Annotated in this window: 19 protein-coding genes and 1 pseudogene; 4 read left to right on the top strand and 16 right to left on the bottom strand. The window is 72.2% G+C overall.

Translation table 11 applies throughout. The features are described 5' to 3' along the window. Positions 1–37: 37 nt before the first annotated feature. From ACQEVC_RS22885 to pyrR, 6 genes are read right to left on the bottom strand one after another with little or no spacing between them, the layout of a single operon-like run. Positions 38–1,105 carry a quinone-dependent dihydroorotate dehydrogenase gene (locus ACQEVC_RS22885; RefSeq protein ID WP_432880862.1) on the bottom strand — a complete coding sequence of 356 codons (1,068 nt, stop codon included), beginning with the start codon at positions 1,103–1,105 and terminating at the stop codon, positions 38–40. Beyond that, positions 1,102–4,425 (bottom strand): carbamoyl-phosphate synthase large subunit, encoded by a 3,324-nt coding sequence (gene carB, locus ACQEVC_RS22880; protein ID WP_432880860.1) that lies wholly within the window; start codon positions 4,423–4,425, stop codon positions 1,102–1,104. The genes ACQEVC_RS22885 and carB overlap by 4 nt, the downstream gene beginning before the upstream one ends. Beyond that, positions 4,418–5,587, bottom strand: a complete 1,170-nt coding sequence (gene carA, locus ACQEVC_RS22875) for a glutamine-hydrolyzing carbamoyl-phosphate synthase small subunit (protein WP_432880857.1) — start codon at positions 5,585–5,587, stop codon at positions 4,418–4,420. Before carA ends, carB begins: the two co-directional genes overlap by 8 nt. Beyond that, entirely contained in the window at positions 5,584–6,891 is a 1,308-nt protein-coding gene (locus ACQEVC_RS22870) for a dihydroorotase (protein ID WP_432880854.1), read from the bottom strand. Before ACQEVC_RS22870 ends, carA begins: the two co-directional genes overlap by 4 nt. Continuing rightward, entirely contained in the window at positions 6,891–7,814 is a 924-nt protein-coding gene (locus ACQEVC_RS22865; protein WP_432891647.1) for an aspartate carbamoyltransferase catalytic subunit, read from the bottom strand. The genes ACQEVC_RS22870 and ACQEVC_RS22865 overlap by 1 nt, the downstream gene beginning before the upstream one ends. Continuing rightward, positions 7,814–8,395, bottom strand: a complete 582-nt coding sequence (pyrR, locus tag ACQEVC_RS22860) for a bifunctional pyr operon transcriptional regulator/uracil phosphoribosyltransferase PyrR (RefSeq protein ID WP_318397399.1) — start codon at positions 8,393–8,395, stop codon at positions 7,814–7,816. The genes ACQEVC_RS22865 and pyrR overlap by 1 nt, the downstream gene beginning before the upstream one ends. A gap of 283 nt (positions 8,396–8,678) precedes the next feature. On the opposite strand from pyrR, the gene bldD reads away from it, so the two are divergent. Further along, on the top strand, positions 8,679–9,167 hold the full coding sequence (gene bldD, locus ACQEVC_RS22855) for a transcriptional regulator BldD (protein ID WP_101366736.1): 489 nt from the start codon (positions 8,679–8,681) through the stop codon (positions 9,165–9,167). Between the two features lie 345 nt (positions 9,168–9,512). Here bldD and nusB read toward each other — a convergent pair whose 3' ends face one another. From nusB to ACQEVC_RS22830, 5 genes are all read right to left on the bottom strand, one after another. Further along, a complete protein-coding gene (nusB, locus tag ACQEVC_RS22850; RefSeq protein ID WP_318397511.1) occupies positions 9,513–9,923 on the bottom strand; it encodes a transcription antitermination factor NusB in 411 nt (136 codons plus the stop codon). 23 nt (positions 9,924–9,946) lie between these two features. After that, positions 9,947–10,504 (bottom strand): elongation factor P, encoded by a 558-nt coding sequence (gene efp, locus ACQEVC_RS22845; protein WP_203859951.1) that lies wholly within the window; start codon positions 10,502–10,504, stop codon positions 9,947–9,949. Between the two features lie 145 nt (positions 10,505–10,649). Beyond that, positions 10,650–11,096, bottom strand: coding sequence for a type II 3-dehydroquinate dehydratase (aroQ, locus tag ACQEVC_RS22840; RefSeq protein ID WP_432880849.1), 447 nt, complete (start codon positions 11,094–11,096; stop codon positions 10,650–10,652). Next, complete coding sequence (gene aroB, locus ACQEVC_RS22835; RefSeq protein WP_432880846.1) at positions 11,093–12,169, bottom strand: 3-dehydroquinate synthase; 1,077 nt, start codon at positions 12,167–12,169, stop codon at positions 11,093–11,095. The genes aroQ and aroB overlap by 4 nt, the downstream gene beginning before the upstream one ends. A gap of 11 nt (positions 12,170–12,180) precedes the next feature. Further along, positions 12,181–13,167: a helix-turn-helix transcriptional regulator gene (locus tag ACQEVC_RS22830; protein ID WP_432880843.1), complete on the bottom strand. Its 987-nt coding sequence runs from the start codon at positions 13,165–13,167 to the stop codon at positions 12,181–12,183. A gap of 82 nt (positions 13,168–13,249) precedes the next feature. On the opposite strand from ACQEVC_RS22830, the gene ACQEVC_RS22825 reads away from it, so the two are divergent. Further along, the gene (locus tag ACQEVC_RS22825) at positions 13,250–13,996 is read left to right on the top strand and encodes an alpha/beta fold hydrolase (protein WP_432880840.1); all 747 of its coding nucleotides are present in this window, start codon (positions 13,250–13,252) and stop codon (positions 13,994–13,996) included. A 483-nt stretch (positions 13,997–14,479) separates the two neighbouring features. Here the strand turns inward: ACQEVC_RS22825 and ACQEVC_RS22820 are convergent, their stop codons facing one another. From ACQEVC_RS22820 to ACQEVC_RS22810, 3 genes are all read right to left on the bottom strand, one after another. Beyond that, positions 14,480–14,995, bottom strand: coding sequence for a shikimate kinase (locus ACQEVC_RS22820; protein ID WP_432880837.1), 516 nt, complete (start codon positions 14,993–14,995; stop codon positions 14,480–14,482). A gap of 61 nt (positions 14,996–15,056) precedes the next feature. Next, entirely contained in the window at positions 15,057–16,235 is a 1,179-nt protein-coding gene (gene aroC / locus ACQEVC_RS22815; protein ID WP_432880834.1) for a chorismate synthase, read from the bottom strand. Positions 16,236–16,332: 97 nt separating this feature from the next. Continuing rightward, a complete protein-coding gene (locus ACQEVC_RS22810; RefSeq protein WP_432880831.1) occupies positions 16,333–16,830 on the bottom strand; it encodes a MarR family winged helix-turn-helix transcriptional regulator in 498 nt (165 codons plus the stop codon). Positions 16,831–17,007: 177 nt separating this feature from the next. Between ACQEVC_RS22810 and ACQEVC_RS22805 the strand changes: the two are divergent. After that, positions 17,008–18,201, top strand: a pseudogene (locus ACQEVC_RS22805) (multidrug effflux MFS transporter); the annotation flags it as partial. 155 nt (positions 18,202–18,356) lie between these two features. Here the strand turns inward: ACQEVC_RS22805 and ACQEVC_RS22800 are convergent. After that, positions 18,357–18,545: a DUF397 domain-containing protein gene (locus tag ACQEVC_RS22800; RefSeq protein ID WP_432880829.1), complete on the bottom strand. Its 189-nt coding sequence runs from the start codon at positions 18,543–18,545 to the stop codon at positions 18,357–18,359. Beyond that, entirely contained in the window at positions 18,508–19,317 is an 810-nt protein-coding gene (locus ACQEVC_RS22795) for a helix-turn-helix domain-containing protein (protein WP_432880827.1), read from the bottom strand. Before ACQEVC_RS22795 ends, ACQEVC_RS22800 begins: the two co-directional genes overlap by 38 nt. A 621-nt stretch (positions 19,318–19,938) precedes the next feature. Between ACQEVC_RS22795 and ACQEVC_RS22790 the strand changes: the two genes are divergently transcribed. Beyond that, complete coding sequence (locus tag ACQEVC_RS22790) at positions 19,939–20,229, top strand: hypothetical protein (RefSeq protein WP_432880825.1); 291 nt, start codon at positions 19,939–19,941, stop codon at positions 20,227–20,229. Positions 20,230–20,316 lie beyond the last annotated feature (87 nt).

The following is a 20,316-nucleotide window of genomic DNA, read 5'->3' as shown; positions in this document are numbered from 1 at the left end:
CGCTCCTCCGCTGCCGCTGTGGCGGGCTCCCCCGGGCTCATCGCCGGGTCGCCCGGGCCACCGCGCGGACCAGTCCCGGCCCGCCGTAGACGAAGCCGGTGTAGAGCTGCACCAGGCTGGCTCCGGCGTCCAGCAGCGCGGTGGCGTCCGCCGGGTCGAGGATGCCACCCACCCCGACCACCGGCAGCGCGCCGTTCGTCTCGGCGTGCACGAACGAGACCACTTCCCGGGTACGCGCGGTCAGTGGCCGCCCGGAGAGCCCGCCCGCCTCGCCGGCCCGGTGCGCCTCGGCCGGGGCGATCCCGTCCCGGCCCAGCGTGGTGTTGGTGGCGATCACCCCGGCGGCACCCCGGTCCAGGCAGACCTGGAGCAGCTCGGCGATCGCCGCCTCGGTCAGGTCCGGGGCGATCTTGACCAGGATCGGCTTCTCCCCGACCAGCGCGGTCAGCAGCGCGTCGAGGTGCGCCCGGTCCTGCAGCGCCCGCAACCCGGGGGTGTTCGGCGAGGAGACGTTGACCGCGAAGTAGTCGCCGTACGGCGCCAGCGCCCGGTACGAGGCCAGGTAGTCGGCGACGGCGTCGCCCAGCGGGGTGACCTTGGACTTGCCCAGCGAGATGCCGAGCGGCACCCCCAACGGCCGGCGCAGCGCGGCCAGCCGCCCGGCCAGCGCCTCCGCTCCGGCGTTGTTGAAGCCCATCCGGTTGATCACCGCCGCGCTGCCCGGCAGCCGGAACAGCCTCGGCCGGGGGTTGCCCGGCTGCGGGTGCGCGGTGACCGTACCCACCTCGACGAAGCCGAAGCCCAGTGCCGGCCAGGCCGGCAGCGCGGCACCGTCCTTGTCCATCCCGGCGGCCAGCCCGACCGGGTTGGGGAAGTCGACCCCGAAGACGGTGCGCGGGGCGGAGACGGCGTACCGGGCCCGCAGCAGCGCCAGCGCGGCCGGGCTGCGGGACAGTCCGGCCAGCCGGCGCAGTGTCCACTCGTGCGCGGTCTCGGCGTCGCCGCCGCCGAGCCGGAACAGCGCCGGCCGGACGACCCGGTCGAAGACCGCGCCCCCGCCCGCCGTATGCCGGCCCGGTTCCGCCGTCGCCGTCGGCGCGCTCACTCGCCGGCCCGCAGCGCCGCGTGCAACTCCTGCAACGGCCGGACCGACATGTCGCCCCGGATCAGCGCCTCGATCCCCATCACCGCGGCCGCCGCGCCGGGCACGGTGGTGATGCACGGGATGTCCGCGCCGACCGCCGCGCTGCGGATCTCGTACCCGTCGGAGCGGGCGCTCGCCCCGGAACCCTGCGGGGTGTTGATCACCAGGTCCACCTCACCGGCCGCGATCAGCGTGACCGCGTCCGGCGAGTCGGCGCCCTCCTCGTAGTGCTTGCGGATCAGCTCGCAGGAGATGCCGTGCCGGCGCAGCACCTCACCGGTGCCGGTAGTCGCGACGATCTCGAAGCCGAGGTCGGCGAGGCGCTTGACCGGGAAGATCATGCCGCGCTTGTCCCGGTTGGCCACTGAGACGAAGACCTTGCCCCGGATCGGCAGCGAGCCGTACGCCGCCGCCTGCGACTTGGCGAAGGCGTGCCCGAAGGCGGTGTCGATGCCCATCACCTCGCCGGTGGACTTCATCTCCGGGCCGAGCAGCGAGTCGATGCCCTTGCCGGTCGGGGTACGGAACCGCTTGAACGGCAGCACCGCCTCCTTCACCGCCACCGGCGCGTCGGCCGGGGTCGTCGTGCCGTCGCCGGTCGGCGGGAGCAGCCGCTCGGCGCGCAGCTCGGCGATGGTGGCGCCGAGCATGATCCGGGCGGCCGCCTTGGCCAGCGGCACCGCGGTCGCCTTGGAGACGAACGGCACGGTACGGGAGGCCCGCGGGTTCGCCTCCAGCACATATAAGGTGTCGTCCTTCAGCGCGTACTGCACGTTGAGCAGGCCGCGTACCCCGATCCCCCGGGCGATCTGCACGGTGTAGTGGCGTACCGCCGCCAGGTGCGAGCTGGCCAGGGTGATCGGCGGCAGCGCGCAGGACGAGTCGCCGGAGTGGATCCCGGCCTCCTCGATGTGCTCCATCACCCCGCCGACGTAGACCTCGCCGTCGGCGTCGCAGAGCGCGTCCACGTCGATCTCGATCGCGTCGTCGAGGAAGCGGTCCACCAGCACCGGATGGTCCGGCGAGATGTCGGTGGCCCGGGCGATGTACCCGCGCAGCGTGTCGTCGTCGTAGACGATCTCCATGCCCCGCCCGCCGAGCACGTACGAGGGCCGGACCAGCACCGGATAGCCGATCTCGGCGGCGATCGCGTGCGCCTCGTCGTACGAGGTGGCGGTGCCGTGCGCCGGGGAGCGCAGCCCGGCCCGGTCCAGCAGCGCGCCGAACGCGCCCCGCTCCTCGGCCAGGTGGATCGACTCCGGGCTGGTACCGATGATCGGCACTCCGGCGTCCTTGAGTCGCTGCGCCAGGCCCAGCGGGGTCTGCCCGCCGAGCTGGACGATCACCCCGACCACCCCCGGCCCGCCGGCCGCCCTGCCGGAGCTCTCCTCGGAGTGCCAGACCTCCAGCACGTCCTCGAAGGTCAGTGGCTCGAAGTAGAGCCGGTCGGCGGTGTCGTAGTCGGTGGAGACCGTCTCCGGGTTGCAGTTGACCATCACGGTCTCGTAGCCGACCTCCCGCAAGGCCATCACGGCGTGCACGCAGGAGTAGTCGAACTCGATGCCCTGGCCGATCCGGTTCGGCCCGGAGCCGAGGATCAGCACCTTGGGCCGGTCCGATCCGGTCACCTCGGTCTCTTCGTCGTAACTGCTGTAGTGGTAGGGCGTACCGGCGGCGAACTCGGCGGCACAGGTGTCCACGGTCTTGTAGACCGGGCGTACCCCGAGCCGGTGCCGCAGCGTCCGCACCCCGTCCTCGGCGGCCAGCTCCGGGCGGAGCGCCGCGAGCTGCCGGTCGGAGAGGCCGGCCCGCTTGGCCCGGCGCAGCAGCTCCTCGTCGAGTACGGCGGCGCCGACGATCTCGGCGCGCAACTCGACCAGCCCGGCGATCTGGTCCAGGAACCACGGGTCGATCCCGCCGGACGCCTCGGACACCTGCGCCACCGAGGCGCCGAGCCGCAGCGCCCGCTCGACGCTGTAGAGCCGCCCGTCGTGCGGGGTGCGCAGCGCCGCGAGAGTGCCGTCAAGAGTGGCACCCTCCGGGTCCGGCACGGTCCAGAAGCCGCTCTCCTTGGTCTCCATCGAGCGCATCGCCTTGTTCAGCGCCTCGGGGAAGTTCCGGCCCAGGCTCATCGCCTCGCCGACCGACTTCATCGTGGTGGTGAGTTCCTTGTCCGCGGCCGGGAACTTCTCGAAGGCGAACCGGGGGATCTTCACCACCACGTAGTCGAGGGTCGGCTCGAACGCGGCGGGAGTCTTCAGGGTGATGTCGTTCGGGATCTCGTCCAGGGTGTAGCCGACGGCCAGCTTCGCGGCGATCTTGGCGATCGGGAAGCCGGTCGCCTTGGAGGCCAGCGCGGACGACCGGGAGACCCGGGGGTTCATCTCGATCACGACCAGCCGGCCGTCGCGCGGGTTGACCGCGAACTGGATGTTGCAGCCGCCGGTGTCCACCCCGACCTCGCGGAGTACCGCGATGCCGAGGTCGCGCAGCCGCTGGTACTCCCGGTCGGTCAGGGTCATCGCCGGTGCGACCGTGACGCTGTCCCCGGTGTGCACGCCCATCGGATCGACGTTCTCGATCGAGCAGACCACCACGACGTTGTCGTGCCGGTCCCGCATCAGTTCGAGTTCGTACTCCTTCCAGCCGAGCACGCTCTCCTCGATGAGTACCTCGTGCACCGGGCTGGCCGCCAGGCCCGCCCCGGCGATCCGCTCCAGGTCCTCGTCGGTGTGCGCCATCCCGGAGCCGAGCCCGCCCATCGTGAACGACGGCCGGATCACCACCGGCAGGCCCAGCTCGGCGACGGTGGAGCGGACCTCGTCCATCGAGTGGCAGACCCGGCTGCGCGGGGTCTCGCCGCCGGCCTTGGCGACGATCTCCTTGAAGAGCTGCCGGTCCTCGCCGCGCCGGATGGCGTCGATGTCGGCGCCGATCAACTCGACGCCATACTTGGCGAGCACCCCGGACTCGTGCAGCGCCACGGCGGTGTTCAGCGCGGTCTGGCCGCCCAGGGTGGGCAGCAGGGCGTCCGGCCGCTCCTTGGCGATGACCAGCTCGACGAACTCCGGGGTGATCGGCTCGACGTAGGTGGCGTCGGCGAACTCCGGGTCGGTCATGATGGTCGCCGGGTTGGAGTTGACCAGGCTGACCCGCAGCCCCTCGGCGCGCAGCACCCGGCAGGCCTGGGTGCCGGAGTAGTCGAACTCGCAGGCCTGGCCGATCACGATCGGCCCGGAGCCGATCACCAGGACGTGTTTCAGGTCTGTCCGCCTAGGCATGCTTGCCGCCTTCACTCTGCCTGTCGCCGATCAGCTCGACGAAGCGGTCGAAGAGGTAGTCCGCGTCGTGCGGGCCGGCCGCCGCCTCCGGGTGGTACTGCACGGTGAACGCCGGTACGTCCTTGGCCCGCAGCCCCTCGACCACGTTGTCGTTCAGGCAGACGTGGCTCACCTCGACCCCACCGAAGTCGGTGTCGATCACCTGGTTGAGCGGCGCGTCGACCGCGCTGAGCCCCTGTTCGCGGCCCGGCCAGGCGACCGCGAAGCCGTGGTTGTGGCTGGTCACCTCGACCTTGCCGGTGCTCTGGTCCAGCACCGGCTGGTTGATGCCCCGGTGCCCGTACCCCAGTTTGTAGGTGCCGAAGCCGAGCGCCCGGCCGAGGATCTGGCTGCCGAAGCAGATCCCGAAGAGCGGGAGCTGCCGGCGCATCACCTCGCGGGCCAGCCCGGCCGGATGGTCGGCGGTGGCCGGGTCGCCCGGTCCGGGCGAGAAGAAGACCGCGTCGGCGCCGGTGGCCAGCAGGTCGTCGATGCTGGACGAGGCGGGCAGCACGTGCGTGGTGACCCCGCGCGCGGCGAGCCGGCGCGGCACGTTCCGCTTGATCCCCAGGTCGAGCGCGGCCACCGTGAACCGGTGCTCCCCCTCGGCCTGCACGACGTACGGCCGCGCCGTGGTCACCTCGGCGGAGAGGTCCGCCCCCTCCATCCGGGGCGCCTCGCGCACCCGGGCCAGCAGCTCCAACGGGTCCTCGGTCAGGCTGGAGACCCCGACCCGCATCGCACCGCGCTCCCGCAGGTGCCGGGTGAGCGCCCGGGTGTCCACCCCGGCGATCCCGACCACGCCCTCGGTGGCGAGCCGGTCCTCCAGGGCACCGGTGGCCCGCCAGTTCGAGCCGATCCGGGCCGGATCCCGGACGACGTACCCGGCCACCCAGATCCGGGCCGACTCGTCGTCCTCGGTGTTCACGCCGGTGTTGCCGATGTGCGGCGCGGTCTGCACCACCACCTGGCGGTGGTACGACGGGTCGGTCAGCGTCTCCTGGTAGCCGGTCATCCCGGTGTTGAAGACCGCCTCGCCGAAGGTCTCCCCCACGCTGCCGTACGCCTCGCCGCGGAAGGTCCGGCCGTCCTCCAGGACCAGGATCGCCGGTCGCCGCCTCATCGAACAGCCTTTCCGTCCAGTACCGTCGGCTCGCCGCGCAGGAAGGTCGCGACGATCCGTCCGGGCAGGGTGAGCCCGGCGTACGGGGTGTTGCGGCTGCGGCTGGCCTGCTCGCCCGGGTCGATCGTGCGGCGGGCCGCCGGATCCACCAGGGTCAGGTTCGCCGGTACCCCCGGTGCCGGGTTGCGGCCGTGCTCGGCCAGCCCGGCGATCCGGGCCGGGGTCCGGGACATCCGCTCGGCGATCAGGTCCCACCGTTCGCCGAGTACGTCGAGCAGCACCGAGAGCGCCGTCTCCAGCCCGAGCATGCCCGGCCGGGCGTACGCCCACTCGCACTCCTTGTCCTCCAGCGCGTGCGGGGCGTGGTCGGTGGCGACGATGTCGATGATCCCCTCGACCAGTGCGGCACGCAGCGCGGTGACGTCGGCGGCGGTGCGCAGCGGCGGGTTGACCTTGAAGACCGGGTCGTAGCTGGCGGCGCGTTCGTCGGTCAGCAGCAGGTGGTGCGGGGTCACCTCGGCGGTCACCCGCACCCCCCGCTTCTTGGCGTGCCGGAGCACCTCGACGCTGCCGGCCGTGGAGAGGTGACAGACGTGCAGCCGGCTGCCGACGTGCTCGGCCAGCAGCACGTCCCGGGCGATGATCGCCTCCTCGGCCACCGCCGGCCAGCCGGTCAGGCCGAGCCGGGTCGAGACCTCGCCCTCGTGCATCTGGGCGCCCTCGGTCAGCCGGGGCTCCTCGGCGTGCTGCGCGATCACCCCGTCGAACGCCTTGACGTACTCCAGGGCCCGGCGCATCAGCCGGGGGTCGGCCACGCAGTGCCCGTCGTCGGAGAAGATCCGCACCCGGGCCGCGGACTCGGCCATCGCGCCCAACTCGGCCAGGCGCTCGCCGGCCAGCCCGACGGTGACGGCGCCGATCGGCTGCACGTCGACCAGCCCGGCCTCGCGGCCGAGCCGCCACACCTGCTCCACCACGCCGGCCGTGTCGGCGACCGGCGAGGTGTTGGCCATCGCGCAGACGGCGGTGTAGCCCCCCAGCGCCGCCGCCCGCGAGCCGGACTCGACCGTCTCGGCGTCCTCCCGGCCCGGCTCCCGCAGGTGCGTGTGCAGGTCGACCAGGCCGGGCAGCGCGACCAGCCCGTCCCCGTCGACCACCCTGGCCCCGCGGGCGGCCAGGCCGTGGCCCGCCTCGGCCACCACCCCGCCAGCGAGCAGCAGGTCGGTCGGCTCGGCGCCGACCACCCGCACTCCCCGGATCAGGTACGCCGCCCCCGGGTCACCTCCGGTGGTCACGTCGGTCATCACTTCATTCCCCCCAGCAGCAGGTACAGGACGGCCATCCGGACGGAGACTCCGTTGGCGACCTGTTCGACGATCGTGGAGCGGGGCGAGTCGGCCACCTCGGGCGCGATCTCCATCCCGCGGTTCATCGGACCCGGGTGCATCACGATGGCGTGGTCCGGCAGCCGGGCCATCCGGGGCCCGTCGAGCCCGTAGCGCCGGGCGTACTCCCGGGCGGACGGGAAGTAGGAGTCGGCCATCCGCTCCCGCTGCACCCGCAGCATCATCACCACGTCCGAGGTGGGCAGCACCGCGTCGAGGTCGTACGACACCTCGGTGCCGGGCGCGAGCGCCGTGCCGATGTCGACCGGGATCAGCGTCGGCGGGCCGACCAGGGTCACCTTGGCGCCCAGGGTGGCCAGCAGCAGCACGTTGGAGCGGGCGACCCGGCTGTGCAGCACGTCACCGACCACCGCGACCGACAGCCCGGCGATCCGTCCCAGCCGGGCCCGCATCGTGTACGCGTCCAGCAGCGCCTGGGTCGGGTGTTCGTGGGTACCGTCGCCGGCGTTGAGCACGGAGCCCTCGACCCAGTTGGCGAGCCGGTGCGGCGCCCCGGAGGCCGGGTGCCGGATCACCACCGCGTCGGCCCCCATCGCCTGGAGGGTCAGCGCGGTGTCCTTCAGGCTCTCGCCCTTCGAGACGCTGGAGCCCTTGGCGGAGAAGTTGATCACATCGGCGGAGAGCCGCTTGGCCGCCGCCTCGAAGGAGATCCGGGTCCGGGTGGAGTCCTCGTAGAAGAGGTTGACCACGGTACGGCCGCGCAGCGCGGGCAGCTTCTTCACCTCGCGGCCGGCCACCGTCGCCATCTCGGCGGCGGTGTCCAGGATCAGCGTGGCGGTGGCCGCGTCGAGATCCGCACCGGAAAGCAGGTGTTTGAGCATCATGCCGCCCCTCCGATCAGCTTGACCTCGTCGGTGCCGTCGGTCTCCGCGAGAGTCACCTTGACGCTCTCGGCGAGCGCCGTCGGGATGTTCTTCCCCACGTAGTCGGCCCGGATCGGCAACTCCCGGTGGCCCCGGTCGACCAGCACGGCGAGCTGCACCGAACTGGGCCGGCCGAGGTCGCTGAGCGCGTCGAGGGCGGCCCGGACGGTGCGGCCGGAGAAGAGGACGTCGTCGACCAGGATCACCCGTTTGCCGTCGATCCCCTCCGGGGGGACCTGGGTCGGGCCGATCGCGCGTACCGCGTGCCGACGGAGATCGTCACGATAGAGAGTGATATCGAGCACACCCACCGGTACGGCGATGCCCTCGAAGGCGTTGATCCGGGCCGCCAGCCGGCGGGCCAGCGGAGCGCCCCGGGTGGGTATCCCGAGCAGTACGGTACCGGCCGCGCCCTGGGTCTTCTCCAGGATCTGGTGTGCGATTCGGTCCACCACCCGGGCCAGTTCGGCGCTGGTCAGGATAACCTTCACGGACGGTGGTGAGACCGGCTGCGGCTGAGCAGCCTGCGGGTACGCCACGGCGGACCCCCTTCCCCGCCTCACGGGACGGGTCGTTAAAGGACGTCGGATTCCGGCGCTTGCCTGACGCGGCTCGGGCCGGGGCTCTAGTCACGTTACCACTGGCCACGGGGCCGGCCCCGGCGGGTCGCTGACCCCCGGATCAGCGAGCTGAAACCGCCCGGCTGAACACGATCTTTGTAATAGGTAGGTAACTAGCACTTGACCACGTGTCGTTATCCCCGTACCGTCACGCTCCGTAGCGATCGCTGGGGAGATCCCCGACCAGCACTGGGAGTGCCGAATGCCCTCTGAATACGCCAAGTCGTTGGGCGCGCGCCTGCGCTCTATCCGTCAGCAGCAGGGATTGTCCCTGCAGGGGGTGGAGGAGAAGTCAAACGGGCGGTGGAAAGCCGTCGTGGTCGGCTCGTACGAGCGAGGCGACCGGGCGGTGACGGTCTCCCGTCTCGCCGAACTCGCGGACTTCTACCGGGTGCCCGTCTCGGAGCTGCTGCCGGACGGCAGTGGCGTCCGTCACGAGCCGACGAACAAGATCGTGCTCGACCTCGAGCGGCTGTACGACGAGGCCTCCGAGGACCTCGCCTACGTCGCCCGCTATGCCCGCGCCATCCAGCAGCAGCGCGGTGACTACAACGGACGGGTGCTGTCGATTCGCGCGGACGACCTGCGGGCGCTCGCGATCGTCTACGACTCCTCCCCCTCCGGCCTGATCGAGCGGCTCACCGAGCACGGCGTGCTCGTCGCCGACCCCCGGGCGCTCTTCGCGTCCTGATCCCCCCGACTCGCGGGGTCCGTGCCTACCGGGCGCGGGCCCCGCGAGCCGTTTCGCCCCCGAGCCGCCCGCACTGCCCGTCGCGTGCGGACAAGACCATCGCGAACGGCTCAGGGGCGCCAAGGAAATCGCCGACGGGGGCACGACGAACCGGCGGGTGCACAAACGGGGCAGCGCGACAGTCCCATGCACAGACGTCGCCCGGTCGGCTCCGGCCGGCCCGACGGCCCGACGGCCGGCCGGGCACCGGACCGGGTGAAACCGCGGTGCCGGGACCACGACCACCCGGTGCCGGGACCAGACCACCCGGAACCCACGGCGCCGGGCGAACCGGCTACCGAAGGCTCAGCGGGTCGCGTACTCGGCGATCCGGCCCAGGAGGCCGTTGAGGAACCGGGGCGAGTCGTCGGTCGACATCTGCCGGGCCAGCTCGACCGCCTCGCTGATCGCCACCGCGTCGTCGATCTCGTCGACGTAGAGCAGTTCGTAGATGGCGGTCCGGGCGAGGTTACGGTCGACGACCGGCATCCGGTCCAGCGTCCAGCCCTCGGCGTAGCTGTCGATCAGCTCGTCGATTCGGGCCTGGTGCTCCGCCACACCCTCGATCAGGCCCACCGCATAGCCCAGGTGCTCGGGGCGCGGCTGTTCCAACCGTTGGAGATAGCCGGCCAGCACCTCGGCGACGGGCCGGGCCCGCATGTCCGCCTCGTAGAGGACGTCCAGGGCCCGCTTGCGTGCCTTCCGGCGGGCCGGCATCTGCTGTTTGGCGCCCTCCGCCATCAGGCTCGGCCGAGATAGCGGCCGTCGCGGGTGTCGACCTTGATCTTCTCGCCGGTGGTGATGAAGAGCGGCACCTGGACGGTGGCGCCGGTCTCGACCGTCGCCGGCTTGTTCCCGCCGGTGGACCGGTCGCCCTGCAGACCGGGCTCGGTGTAGGTGATCTCCAGCACGACGCTGGTCGGCAGCTCGACGTAGAGCGGCACGCCCTCGTGGGTGGCGACGATCGCCTCCGCCTCGGGCAGCAGGTAGTTGGCCGCCTCGCCGACCGTGCCGCCGGGCACCGGAATCTGGTCGTACGTCTCCAGGTCCATGAAGACGTAGTCCTCGCCGTCGATGTAGAGGTATTGCATGGTGCGCTTGTCGACGGTGGCCGTGTCGACCTTGGTACCCGCGTTGAACGTCTTGTCGACCACCTTGCCGGACAGCACGTTCTTCAGCGTGGTGCGCACGAAGGCACCGCCCTTGCCGGGCTTGACGTGCTGGAACTCCACGACGGCCCACAGCTCGCCGTCGAGGTTGAGAACCAGCCCGTTCTTCAGGTCGTTGGTGGTGGCCATTTCCTGCCTTGATCTTTAATTCGGGCGGACAGACCCGGCAAGTCTACTAGGGGCGTCCAGTTGATCAGGACCAGCCCGTTTCTTGATCAGGACCAGCCCGTTTCTTGATCAGGACCAGCCCGTTTCGCCGAGGCGGGACGGCCGGTCAGCCCCGGGCGGAGCGGTCCCGCAACGCGGCCAGGTGCAGCAGGGCCAGCCGGTAACCGTCGACCCCGAGGCCGCAGATCACCCCGGTCGCGACGGCCGAGACCACGGAGTGGTGCCGGAACTCCTCCCGGGCGTGGATGTTGGAGATGTGCACCTCGACCAGCGGGCCGCGCAGCATCGCGCAGGCGTCCCGGACCGCGTAGGAGTAGTGCGACCAGGCGGCCGGGTTGAGCACCACCCCCGCCTCCTCGTCGGCCGCCTGGTGCAGCCAGCCGATCAGCTCCGCCTCGGCGTCGGTCTGCCGGACCTCCACCGCCAGGCCCAGCTCCTCGCCGGTGGCCTGGCAGCTCGCCACCAGGTCGGCGTAGCTGGCGGCGCCGTACACCTCGGGCTGCCGGATGCCGAGCCGGCCCAGGTTGGGCCCGTTGAGCACGTAGACCCTCATGCCGCCACCTCGGCGTACGCGTCGTACAGCAGCTCGTCGTCCGGGCCGTCCAGGATCCCGGTCTCGGCCAGCCCGTCCAGCACCACGAACCGCAACCGGCTGCCCCGGGCCTTCTTGTCCACCCGCATCGCGGCCAGCAGTTCCGGCCAGGCGTCCGCCCGATAGCTCGTCGGCAGCCCGAGCGTGGTCAGCACGGTCCGGTGCCGGGCCGCGGTCGGCTCGTCCAGCCGGCCGGCCCGCCAGGCCAGCCCGGCGGCGTAGACCAGGCCGACGGAGATCGCGTGCCCGTGCCGCCAGCGGTAGCCCTCGACCTTCTCGATCGCGTGCCCGAGGGTGTGGCCGTAGTTGAGGATCTCCCGCCGGCCCGCCTCACGCAGGTCGCCGGAGACCACGTCCGCCTTCACCCGGATGGCCCGCTCGACCAGCTCCCGGACCATCGCCCCGGTCGGGTCCACCGCGGCCGTGGCGTCGGACTCGATCAGGTCGAGGATGGCCGGGTCGGCGATGAAGCCGCACTTCACCACCTCGGCGAGCCCGGCCGTCAGGTCGCCCGCCGCCAGCGAGTCCAGCATCGCCAGGTCGCAGAGCACCCCGACCGGTGGGTGGAAGGCGCCGACCAGGTTCTTGCCGGCGGCCGTGTTGACCCCGGTCTTGCCGCCCACCGCCGCGTCGACCATGCCGAGCAGCGAGGTGGAGACCGGCACCCAGCGGACCCCGCGCAACCAGCAGGCGGCGACGAAGCCGGCCAGGTCGGTCACCGCGCCGCCACCCACCCCCACCACCGCATCGGTACGGGTGAAGCCCGCCGCACCGAGCCGCTGCCAGCAGCCGGCCGCGACCTCGATGTCCTTGCCGGCCTCGGCGTCCGGCACCGGCACGGTCAGCGGGTCGATCCCGGCGGCGCGGAGCCGCTCGGCCAGCTCGTCGGCGTGCGCCTTCAGCGGCGGGGCGTGCAGCACGGCGGCGCGCTCGGCACCGTCCAGCAGCGGCGGCAGCGCGGCCAGCAGGTCCCGGCCGACGAGGACGTCGTACGGCCGGTCGCCGCCGACCGGAATTCGGGTCAGCTCGTCCATCGGGCTAGAGCCTAGAGGATGGGGTCCGCCGCAGGCGGTGCTCGGCGGGCGGCGTACCCGGCGAGCGTGCCGGCGAAATCGGTGACGGCGGTACGCAGCTCGGCCGGGCGGAGCACGGTGAACGGCCAGCCCAGCCCGGCGAGGAGCTGGGCCATCCCGGTCAGGTCCTCGGCCCGGGCCCGCAGCAGGATGCCGTCGGCGGTGGGAGCCAGCTCGCCGACGCTGGGCGGTACCCGGCGGCGGACCTGTTCCAGATCGGTCTCCAGCAGCACCTCGACCTCCCAGCGGTACGCCACCCCGGCCAGCGACCGGGTGACGTGCCCGACCGGATCGAATCCGTCCGGCACGGTGAAGGTGCCGGTGCCGGTGCCGACCGAGGCGATCCGGTCGAGCCGGAAGGTACGGACCTCGCCGCGCCGGTGGTCGTGGCCGGTGACGTACCAGCGGCCGGCGTGGAAGACCAGGCCGTACGGGTCGAGGTCGCGCACCGACGGCTCACCGCGCCAGGAGCGGTAGCCGATGGTGACCCGCTGCCGGGAGTGGGTCGCCGCGCCCAGGGCGAGCAGGGTCGCGGTGGCCGGCCGGGGTGCGTCGTCCCGCCGCCGCAGGCTGAACCCGAGGCTCCGGGTCACCGCGTCGAGCCGGTCGGCGAGCGGCCCGGGCAGTACCCGACGGATCTTCGCCTCGGCGAGCGCGGTGGCCGGCGCGGCGGTGCCCAGCCCGAGCTGTTCGGCCGCGACCAGCCCGAGCAGTACGGCCACCGCCTCGTCGTCGGTAAGCATCAGCGGCGGCAGCCGGTAGCCGGGCCGGAGTCGGTAGCCGCCGTACCGGCCCCGGTCGGCGGTCACCGGGATGCCGAGTTCGACCAGGGTGTCGGCGTAGCGCCGGACGGTCCGCTGGTCGACGCCGAGCCGCGCGGCCAGCTCGGCACCGGTCAGCCGGTGCGAACTCTGCAACAGCTCCAGCATCCCGAGCACCCGGGCGGCCGGATGTGGCACGGGTCACACTCCTTATCCGGGCGGAAGTCGCCCGGATTCGACTCTAGCGTCGGGGCCGACCGCATGAGAAGAAGGAGCAGACATGGCCACGTTCGTCCTCGTCCCCGGTTTCTGGCTCGGCGCCTGGGCCTGGCGGGAGGTGACCGACGGGCTGCGCGCGGCCGGGCACCGGGCGTACCCGTTGACCCTGACCGGGGTGGCCGACCGGGCCCACCTGGCCGACCCGGACGTGGGTCTGGAGACGCACACCACCGACATCGTCCGGCTGGTGGAGGCGGAGGAGCTGCGCGACGTCGTACTGGTCGGGCACTCCGGCGGCGGGATGCCGGTCCAGCAGGCGGCGGACCGGCTCCCCGACCGGTTCGGCCGGGTGGTCTACCTCGACAGCGGGCCGCTGCCGGAGGGTACGGCGCAGTTCGACACCAACCCGCCGGAGGAGCAGCTCCGGCTCCGGGCGCTGATCGGCGACGGACACCTGCTCCCGCCGCCGGCCTGGGACCCGGCCGCCGACCCGGTCAACCTGGCCGGGCTGGACGACGAGTCCCTCGACCTGCTCCGGGAGCGTGCCACCGGCCAGCCGCTGGGCGCCGCCACCGACCCGGTACGCCTGCCTCACGGCGGCGCGGTACCGACCGCGCTGATCGCCTGCACCTTCCCGGTGGAGACGGTGCGGCAGATGGTCGCGCAGCGGCACCCGTTCTTCGCCGGGCTGGCCGGTGCCGACCTCTACGGCCTGCCGACCGGGCACTGGCCGATGTTCAGCGAGCCGAAGCGCCTGACCGAGCTGCTGGACCGGATCGGCCGAGCGGTCCCGCCCAACACCGATTAGCCGTCGGCGGCTCGGCATCCCCGCCGGGCACGGGTGGCCGGCAGGTGTCCGGTGGGGAGACTGTCGAGCTGCCCCGCTTGTGCCGCCTAGCGGCGCGTGCAGGGGTCGGAGCAGGCTCGACCGCGCTACGCCTCATCGGCCCGGGCGGCCGCCCTCGTCCGGTCGGCGGACATACGTGCCCTTGCCGGTGACCGTGTAGGCCAGCCCGACCCGGATGAGAATCTGCACGGCCTTCAGCGGCCGCTCCGGCCAGGCGCGGATCGACCTTGACGACTTATTTGCGCCTGGGGTGGTCTCAACCGGTGGATGCAACACCGAGGAGCTGGGCCATCTTCTCACCTGGGGTGGCCCAGCCCAGGGTCATTCGGGGGGATCGTTCCGGCGGCACGATGCCGGCGCCGGGCCGGACCTGACCGCGCTCACCGCGCCCGGCGTGGGCTGGCTATTCGGCGGGACCGTAGGCGCCGGTGTCGGGGCGGAGCCCTAGCCGACCCGGTCGCCGGCCAGCCCGGCCAGGATCTCCTCGGCCACCTGCTCCGGGGTCCGCCCGTCGGTGACCACGGTCCAGGTGGCCACCTCGGTGTAGAGCGGACGCCGCTGGTCGAGCAGGTGCTTCAGGGTGGCCCGGGGATTGATCGCGAGCAGCGGCCGGCCGGTGCCCAGGCCGACCCGCTTGACCGCGTCCGGCATCTCCACCGAGAGATAGATGACCCGGTGCCCGGCGAGCGCGGCCCGGTTCTCCTCGGCGAGGATCGCGCCGCCGCCGAGCGCCAGCACCCCGTCGAAGGAGGCCAGCGCGGTCGCCACGGCGGCCCGTTCCAGGGTACGAAAGTGCTCCTCGCCGTCGTCGACGAAGATCTCCGGGATCGGCTTGCCGGCCGTTGCCTCGATGTCGCTGTCGGTGTCCCGGAAGTCGACCCCGAGTCCCTTGGCGACCAGCAGCCCGGTGCTGGTCTTGCCGGCACCCATCACGCCCACCAGCACACAGACCGGCGCCATCAGCGGTGCTTCCGTTCCGTTCGCGACTGCGGGGCTCGCAAACCCGGCTCACTCCTCGCGCTCACCGGATCACCAGGTTGTCCAGGTAGCCGGCGAGGTTGCGGCGGATCTCGGTGACCGAGTCGCCGCCGAACTTCTCCAGCGCCGCCTCGGCCAGCACCAGCGCGACCATGGTCTCGGCGACGATCGCGGCGGCGGGTACGGCGCAGACGTCGGAGCGCTGGTTGATCGCGGTCGCCGGCTCGCCGGTCGCCACGTCCACCGTGGAGAGTGCCCGGTTGAGCGAGGAGATCGGCTTCATCGCGGCGCGTACCCGCAGTGGCTCCCCGGTGGTGATCCCGCCCTCCAGGCCACCGGCCCGGTCGGTGACCCGGCGTACCCCGGTCGCGGTGGGGACGATCTCGTCGTGCGCCACCGAGCCCCGGGACCGGGCCTGCTGCCAGGCGTCGCCGATCTCCACACCCTTGATCGCCTGGATGGACATCAGCGCCGCGGCGAGCCGGGCGTCGAGCTTGCGGTCCCACTGCACGTGGCTGCCGAGCCCCGGCGGTACGCCGTAGGCGAGCACCTCGACGATGCCGCCGAGGGTGTCGGCGTCGGCCTTGGCGGCGTCCACCTCGGCGACCATCCGGGCACTCGCCTCCGGGTCGAGGCAGCGCAGCGGATCGGCGTCGATCCGCTCGGCGTCCTCGGGCCGGGGTTGGAGCCCGGGCTTGGCGGCCACCGAGCCGAGTTCCACCACGTGCGAGACGATCTCGATGCCGAGCGCCTGCCGGAGCAGGGCCCGGGCGACGGTGCCGACCGCGACCCGGGCGGCGGTCTCCCGCGCGCTGGCCCGTTCCAGGATCGGCCGGGCGTCGGTGTGGCCGTACTTCTGCATGCCGGCCAGGTCGGCGTGCCCGGGTCGGGGGCGGGTCAGCGGCGCGTTGCGGGCCTGACCGGCCAGCAGCTCCGGGTCGACCGGGTCGGCCGCCATCACCGTCTGCCACTTGGGCCACTCGGAGTTGCCCACCCGGATCGCCACCGGGCTGCCCAGGGTCAGGCCGTGCCGGAGACCGCCGACGATCTCGACCTCGTCCCGCTCGAAGGACATCCGGGCGCCCCGGCCGTAGCCGAGCCGGCGGCGACCCAACTGGCGGACGATCTCCTCGCTGGTCACCTCGACCCCGGCCGGCAAGCCTTCCAGCACCGCAACCAGGGCGGGACCATGGGACTCCCCCGCCGTCAACCAGCGCAACACGACCAACCCTCTCCTCGTGGCGACCGGGCCGGCCGCCCGCCGGTCAAGTTTGGCACGGCCCCGGCGTGCTGCCGCGCACCGCCCGTGCCGTCCCGCTCTACGGACGGGCAGCACCGGGCGACCCGGGCGGCTGGTCGGCCCGCTCCTGGTCGGCGAGCAGGTCGGCGAGCCGGTGCAGTTGGCCGGCGGCACGCACGATGTCCCGGCGGGCCGGCTCGTCGAGCCGGTGCAGCGCGTCGAGCAGCAGGTCGCGCCGGTGCGCGACGTACTCGGCGATCCTCAGGTGCGCGGCCGGGGTCAGCCGGAGCCGGACGATCCGCCGGTTGTGCGGATCCCGGGCGCGTTCCAGCAGGCCGGCACCGGCGAGGTCGCCGACCAGCGTGCTGACCGTGTTGGCGGCGGTGTGCAGCCGTTCCGCCGCCTCCTTGACGCTGATCTCCGGGCAGCGTTCGACCAGCCGCAGCACCTCCACCTGGGCGTCCGGCAGCGGTGCCCGGCCGATCCGTCGACTCGTCGACCGGCGCAGCACCCGGTGCAGGTCGGCCACGGCGCTGCCGAGCGCCTCCGCCGCGCCGGCCGTCACGTCGTCGGTCATCCTCGATCCCGTCACCGTCACGATCCCCTGTCACCGTCTCGTCCGGCACCGTCCTGGTCCGGCACCCCTGCCGTCGTCACCCGGGCACCTCGGTGCCTCCGGGTCGGCTACTTCACATCGCAATACCTCTGCCCACAGAGCTAAAGTGTCGGCTATCCCAAGACTAGGGGGACCGCCGTGGGCAGAGTGCGCTCCGCAGCACCGCCGGGCCGCGCCTCGGGAGTCGGACAACTGCTGCTGCTCGGTACCCTGACCGCGGTCGGTCCACTGTCCCTGGACATGTACCTGCCGGCGTTCCCCGAGATGACCGGCGACCTCGCCGCCACCCCGGCGCAGGTGCAGTTCTCGCTCACCACCTTTCTGTTCGGCCTCGCCCTCGGCCAACTCGTCACCGGGCCGCTCAGCGACCGGTGGGGACGTCGCCGGCCGGTACTGGTCGGTGTCGTCGCATACACCGTGACCAGCCTGCTCTGCGCGTTTGCCCCGTCGGCCGAGGCACTGGCCGCGCTCCGGCTGCTCCAAGGCGTGGCCAGCGGCATGGGCGTGGTCGTCGCCCGGGCCATCGTCCGGGACCTCTACTCCGGCGTGGCGGCGGCGAAGTACTTCTCCCGGCTGATCCTGATCTTCGGAGTCGCCCCGGCCGCCGCGCCGGCCCTCGGCAACCTGGTGCTCCGGTTCGGCGACTGGCGGGCGGTCTTCGTCGCGCTGTCGGCGATCGGCCTGCTGCTGCTCGCCGCCGTTACCTGGCGGCTGCCGGAGACTCTTCCGCAGCAGCGACGGCACACCGGCGGGCTGGCCGGTACCGCCCGGGCGATGTGGGGACTGCTCACCGACCGGGTCTACCTCGGCTACGTACTCACCCAGGGGCTGGCCTTCGCCGCGCTCTTCGCGTACATCTCCGGGTCCTCGTTCGTGATCCAGGACGTCTTCGCGCTCTCCGCCGGCTGGTTCACCCTGGTCTTCGCGGTGAACGCCGTCGGGATGACCGCGGTCGGGCAACTCAACGCCCGGCTGCTCGACCGGTACGGCACCCGCCGGCTGCTCGGCACCGCCCTGCTCGCCAGCCTGCTGGCCGCCGCTGCCCTGCTCGGCGGGGCGGTCACGGAGAACGTCCCGACCGTCCTAGTCGCGCTCTTCGCCTTCGTCTCGTGCATCGGGATGACCCTGCCGAACGGACTGGCCCTGGCCCTGGACCGGCACCCCGGGCACGCCGGCAGTGCCGCCGCGCTGCTCGGCGCGCTCCAGTTGTCCATCGCCGCCGCCCTGGCACCGCTGGCCGGGCTCGGCCCGGACGACAGCGCAGCGCCGATGGCCGTGCTGATACTCGGCAGCACCGCACTATCCGCGCTGGTGGTCTTCACCGTCGCCAGGAGGCCGGCTTCGGCCGGGCCGGAGGCGGACCGACCGGAGCGCCTGAGCCTGCCGACAACCGCGCGGTCACGTACGTCCTCCCGCTGACGCCCCGGCAGGACGCCCACGAGCGCCCGCCGCCCGGGTAGCGGGGGCACTGGTCTTGGCTCTGGCGGCTAGGACCGCCGGGCCACCTCGCCGACGAACGCCCGCCAGGCCGCCGGGCCGAACGTCAGGGTGCCGCCATCCCGATCCTTGGTGTCCCGGACCAGCACCCGGCCCGGAAGGTTGTCGGCAACCTCGACGCAGGCACCGCCATTCGGGCTGCTACGGCTGCTCTTTCGCCAACGCGGCTCCATGGTCATCAATCACCCTCAGGATCAACTCTCTAGTTGATGACCAGGGTAGCGCCACGGCGCAGATGGATTCCCACGCGCGCCCCAGGTACAAGAGGTCTCGGACCTTGGCCGCTACGTCCCCGGACAGTTGATGATCGACGTAGGCGACGGAGGCACCGTCCGTCAGTGTGGCAACGGCGAACGCCCCGGCATGCCCCACGTGCAAGCCGGCCGTGAACGGCACCACCCTGACGTGCACGTTCGGCCGGTGACCGACGTCAACAAGGTGCTCAAGCTGTCGCTTCATGACCCCGGGGTCGCCGTGCCGCAATACAGCCTCGCCGATGATGGCGGTAAGGACGACCGGAGTCGGTCGGTCGAAGACGGCCGCTTGCCGCCTTATCCTTGTCTGAACCGCTTCCTCGACCTGATCAGGGGTGTGGGGCCCTGCGGCCGTCACCGCTCGCGCATACTCATCCGTCTGGAGCAGGCCAGGAATCACGGACGGTTCAAACCATCGCAGGATGACTGCGCGCGCCTCGTTCTCCTCCCACGGGCGCAGCCATGGAGCGACCGAATCCCCCCGGGATCTATCGGCCGCGCGCACCAGTTCGCCGCTGGCGCCAAGTGCGCGGTCAAGAGCGTCCGCCATGCCGTCGGCGGGGACGCTCCGGCCCGACTCGTAGTGACCGATCTGAGAGCCACTGACATGCACCTCAGCGCCCACGGCGTCTTGAGACATTCCGCGCTCCACCCGAAGCCTGCGCAACAGGTGACGAAACTCGTTCGTGTCGGCCAACTATCCCCCTCCGTCTGGTTGTAGGCCACTACTGCTCTCAGCACATCTTCCGTCACCACAGGGTGACGATCCAGGGTGGAGGGCAGACGGAGGAGCCCGCAGGCACGGCCCATCCATCCCTTAAAGGGCGTCCCATTGCGTTCCCCGGATTGGCCGCCTCCGTCAAAGGGGCGGGGACCGAATCAGAGGGCACCCGCCTTCCAATCTCCGAGCGACCCTGAGAGGTGATCCGATGGCACTGGAAAGGCGGCAACGACACCGACGAGACTGGCGACGACTCTGGCGCTATTGCCGATGCGGCCACCGCTGGGTCTGTCCGGACTCCCGCAAACGAACTCCGCCGCCCTTCAGGCCCTTCGCCCCGATGACCGAGGCGGAATACCGGACCGGCTTCGCGGCATCGTCGCCCGCACCCAAGATCGTCTACGTCAGCCCGCCCTTCCCGACCCCGCCGAACACACGCTGGGCACAGGAGGGCAGGGACGGCAGGGATCCGCTCTGGAACTCGCCGTCCGGTCGACACCAGATCGGCCGAGCCGGCGCGCTGACACCCGCCCAGATCCACCGGGGCCGCTACGGAGAGCGGTCGCATCGTGCCGAGCGAGCCGGTCGGACGTAGCCGTGATCGGGCCGCAGGAGCGCTGGTACCGGCACATGCGGCGGCTCGCCCGGCGGCGCTACCCGACCGGCAGACACACTCCGGCGCAGTCGTACAACTGTGAGACCTGTCGGGATCCCTGGCCCTGCGCGCCCGCCCGCCTGGCCCTGCTCATCGGCTTCAGAGGCAACCGAGTCGGACTGATGATGTACCTCGGGGTACACCTCACCCGCGCCCTGCAATCCATGCCCGACACCCACCCCGCGCTGATCGCCGGACAGATCCTCTACTGGGTCCCCCGGCGTCGCCACTGAACCTTTTCAAGGTGCAATGACCTGCCTCGTCACCCGATCGGCCCGCCTCGGTTCGCCGCCTTCCCCTCGGCGTTCCGGGGCGGGCCT

Source organism: Plantactinospora sp. CA-294935 (assembly GCF_050936445.1).
Lineage (GTDB): Bacteria > Actinomycetota > Actinomycetes > Mycobacteriales > Micromonosporaceae > Plantactinospora.
The sequence above is the reverse complement of the archived record's forward strand: the minus strand, read 5'-3'. Positions and strand labels throughout refer to the sequence as shown.

Excerpts from the sequence above, each read along its gene's own strand:
- ACQEVC_RS22825 (WP_432880840.1), top strand. The coding sequence starts at position 13,250 with ATGGCCACGTTCGTCCTCGTCCCCGGTTTCTGGCTCGGCGCCTGGGCC.
- carB (WP_432880860.1), bottom strand. The coding sequence starts at position 4,425 with ATGCCTAGGCGGACAGACCTGAAACACGTCCTGGTGATCGGCTCCGGG.
- efp (WP_203859951.1), bottom strand. The coding sequence starts at position 10,504 with ATGGCCACCACCAACGACCTGAAGAACGGGCTGGTTCTCAACCTCGAC.
- aroB (WP_432880846.1), bottom strand. The coding sequence starts at position 12,169 with ATGGACGAGCTGACCCGAATTCCGGTCGGCGGCGACCGGCCGTACGAC.
- carA (WP_432880857.1), bottom strand. The coding sequence starts at position 5,587 with ATGAGGCGGCGACCGGCGATCCTGGTCCTGGAGGACGGCCGGACCTTC.
- ACQEVC_RS22865 (WP_432891647.1), bottom strand. The coding sequence starts at position 7,814 with ATGCTCAAACACCTGCTTTCCGGTGCGGATCTCGACGCGGCCACCGCC.
- nusB (WP_318397511.1), bottom strand. The coding sequence starts at position 9,923 with ATGCCGGCCCGCCGGAAGGCACGCAAGCGGGCCCTGGACGTCCTCTAC.
- ACQEVC_RS22800 (WP_432880829.1), bottom strand. The coding sequence starts at position 18,545 with ATGACCATGGAGCCGCGTTGGCGAAAGAGCAGCCGTAGCAGCCCGAAT.
- ACQEVC_RS22820 (WP_432880837.1), bottom strand. The coding sequence starts at position 14,995 with ATGGCGCCGGTCTGTGTGCTGGTGGGCGTGATGGGTGCCGGCAAGACC.
- ACQEVC_RS22810 (WP_432880831.1), bottom strand. The coding sequence starts at position 16,830 with ATGACCGACGACGTGACGGCCGGCGCGGCGGAGGCGCTCGGCAGCGCC.
- ACQEVC_RS22870 (WP_432880854.1), bottom strand. The coding sequence starts at position 6,891 with ATGACCGACGTGACCACCGGAGGTGACCCGGGGGCGGCGTACCTGATC.
- aroQ (WP_432880849.1), bottom strand. The coding sequence starts at position 11,096 with ATGAGGGTCTACGTGCTCAACGGGCCCAACCTGGGCCGGCTCGGCATC.
- bldD (WP_101366736.1), top strand. The coding sequence starts at position 8,679 with ATGCCCTCTGAATACGCCAAGTCGTTGGGCGCGCGCCTGCGCTCTATC.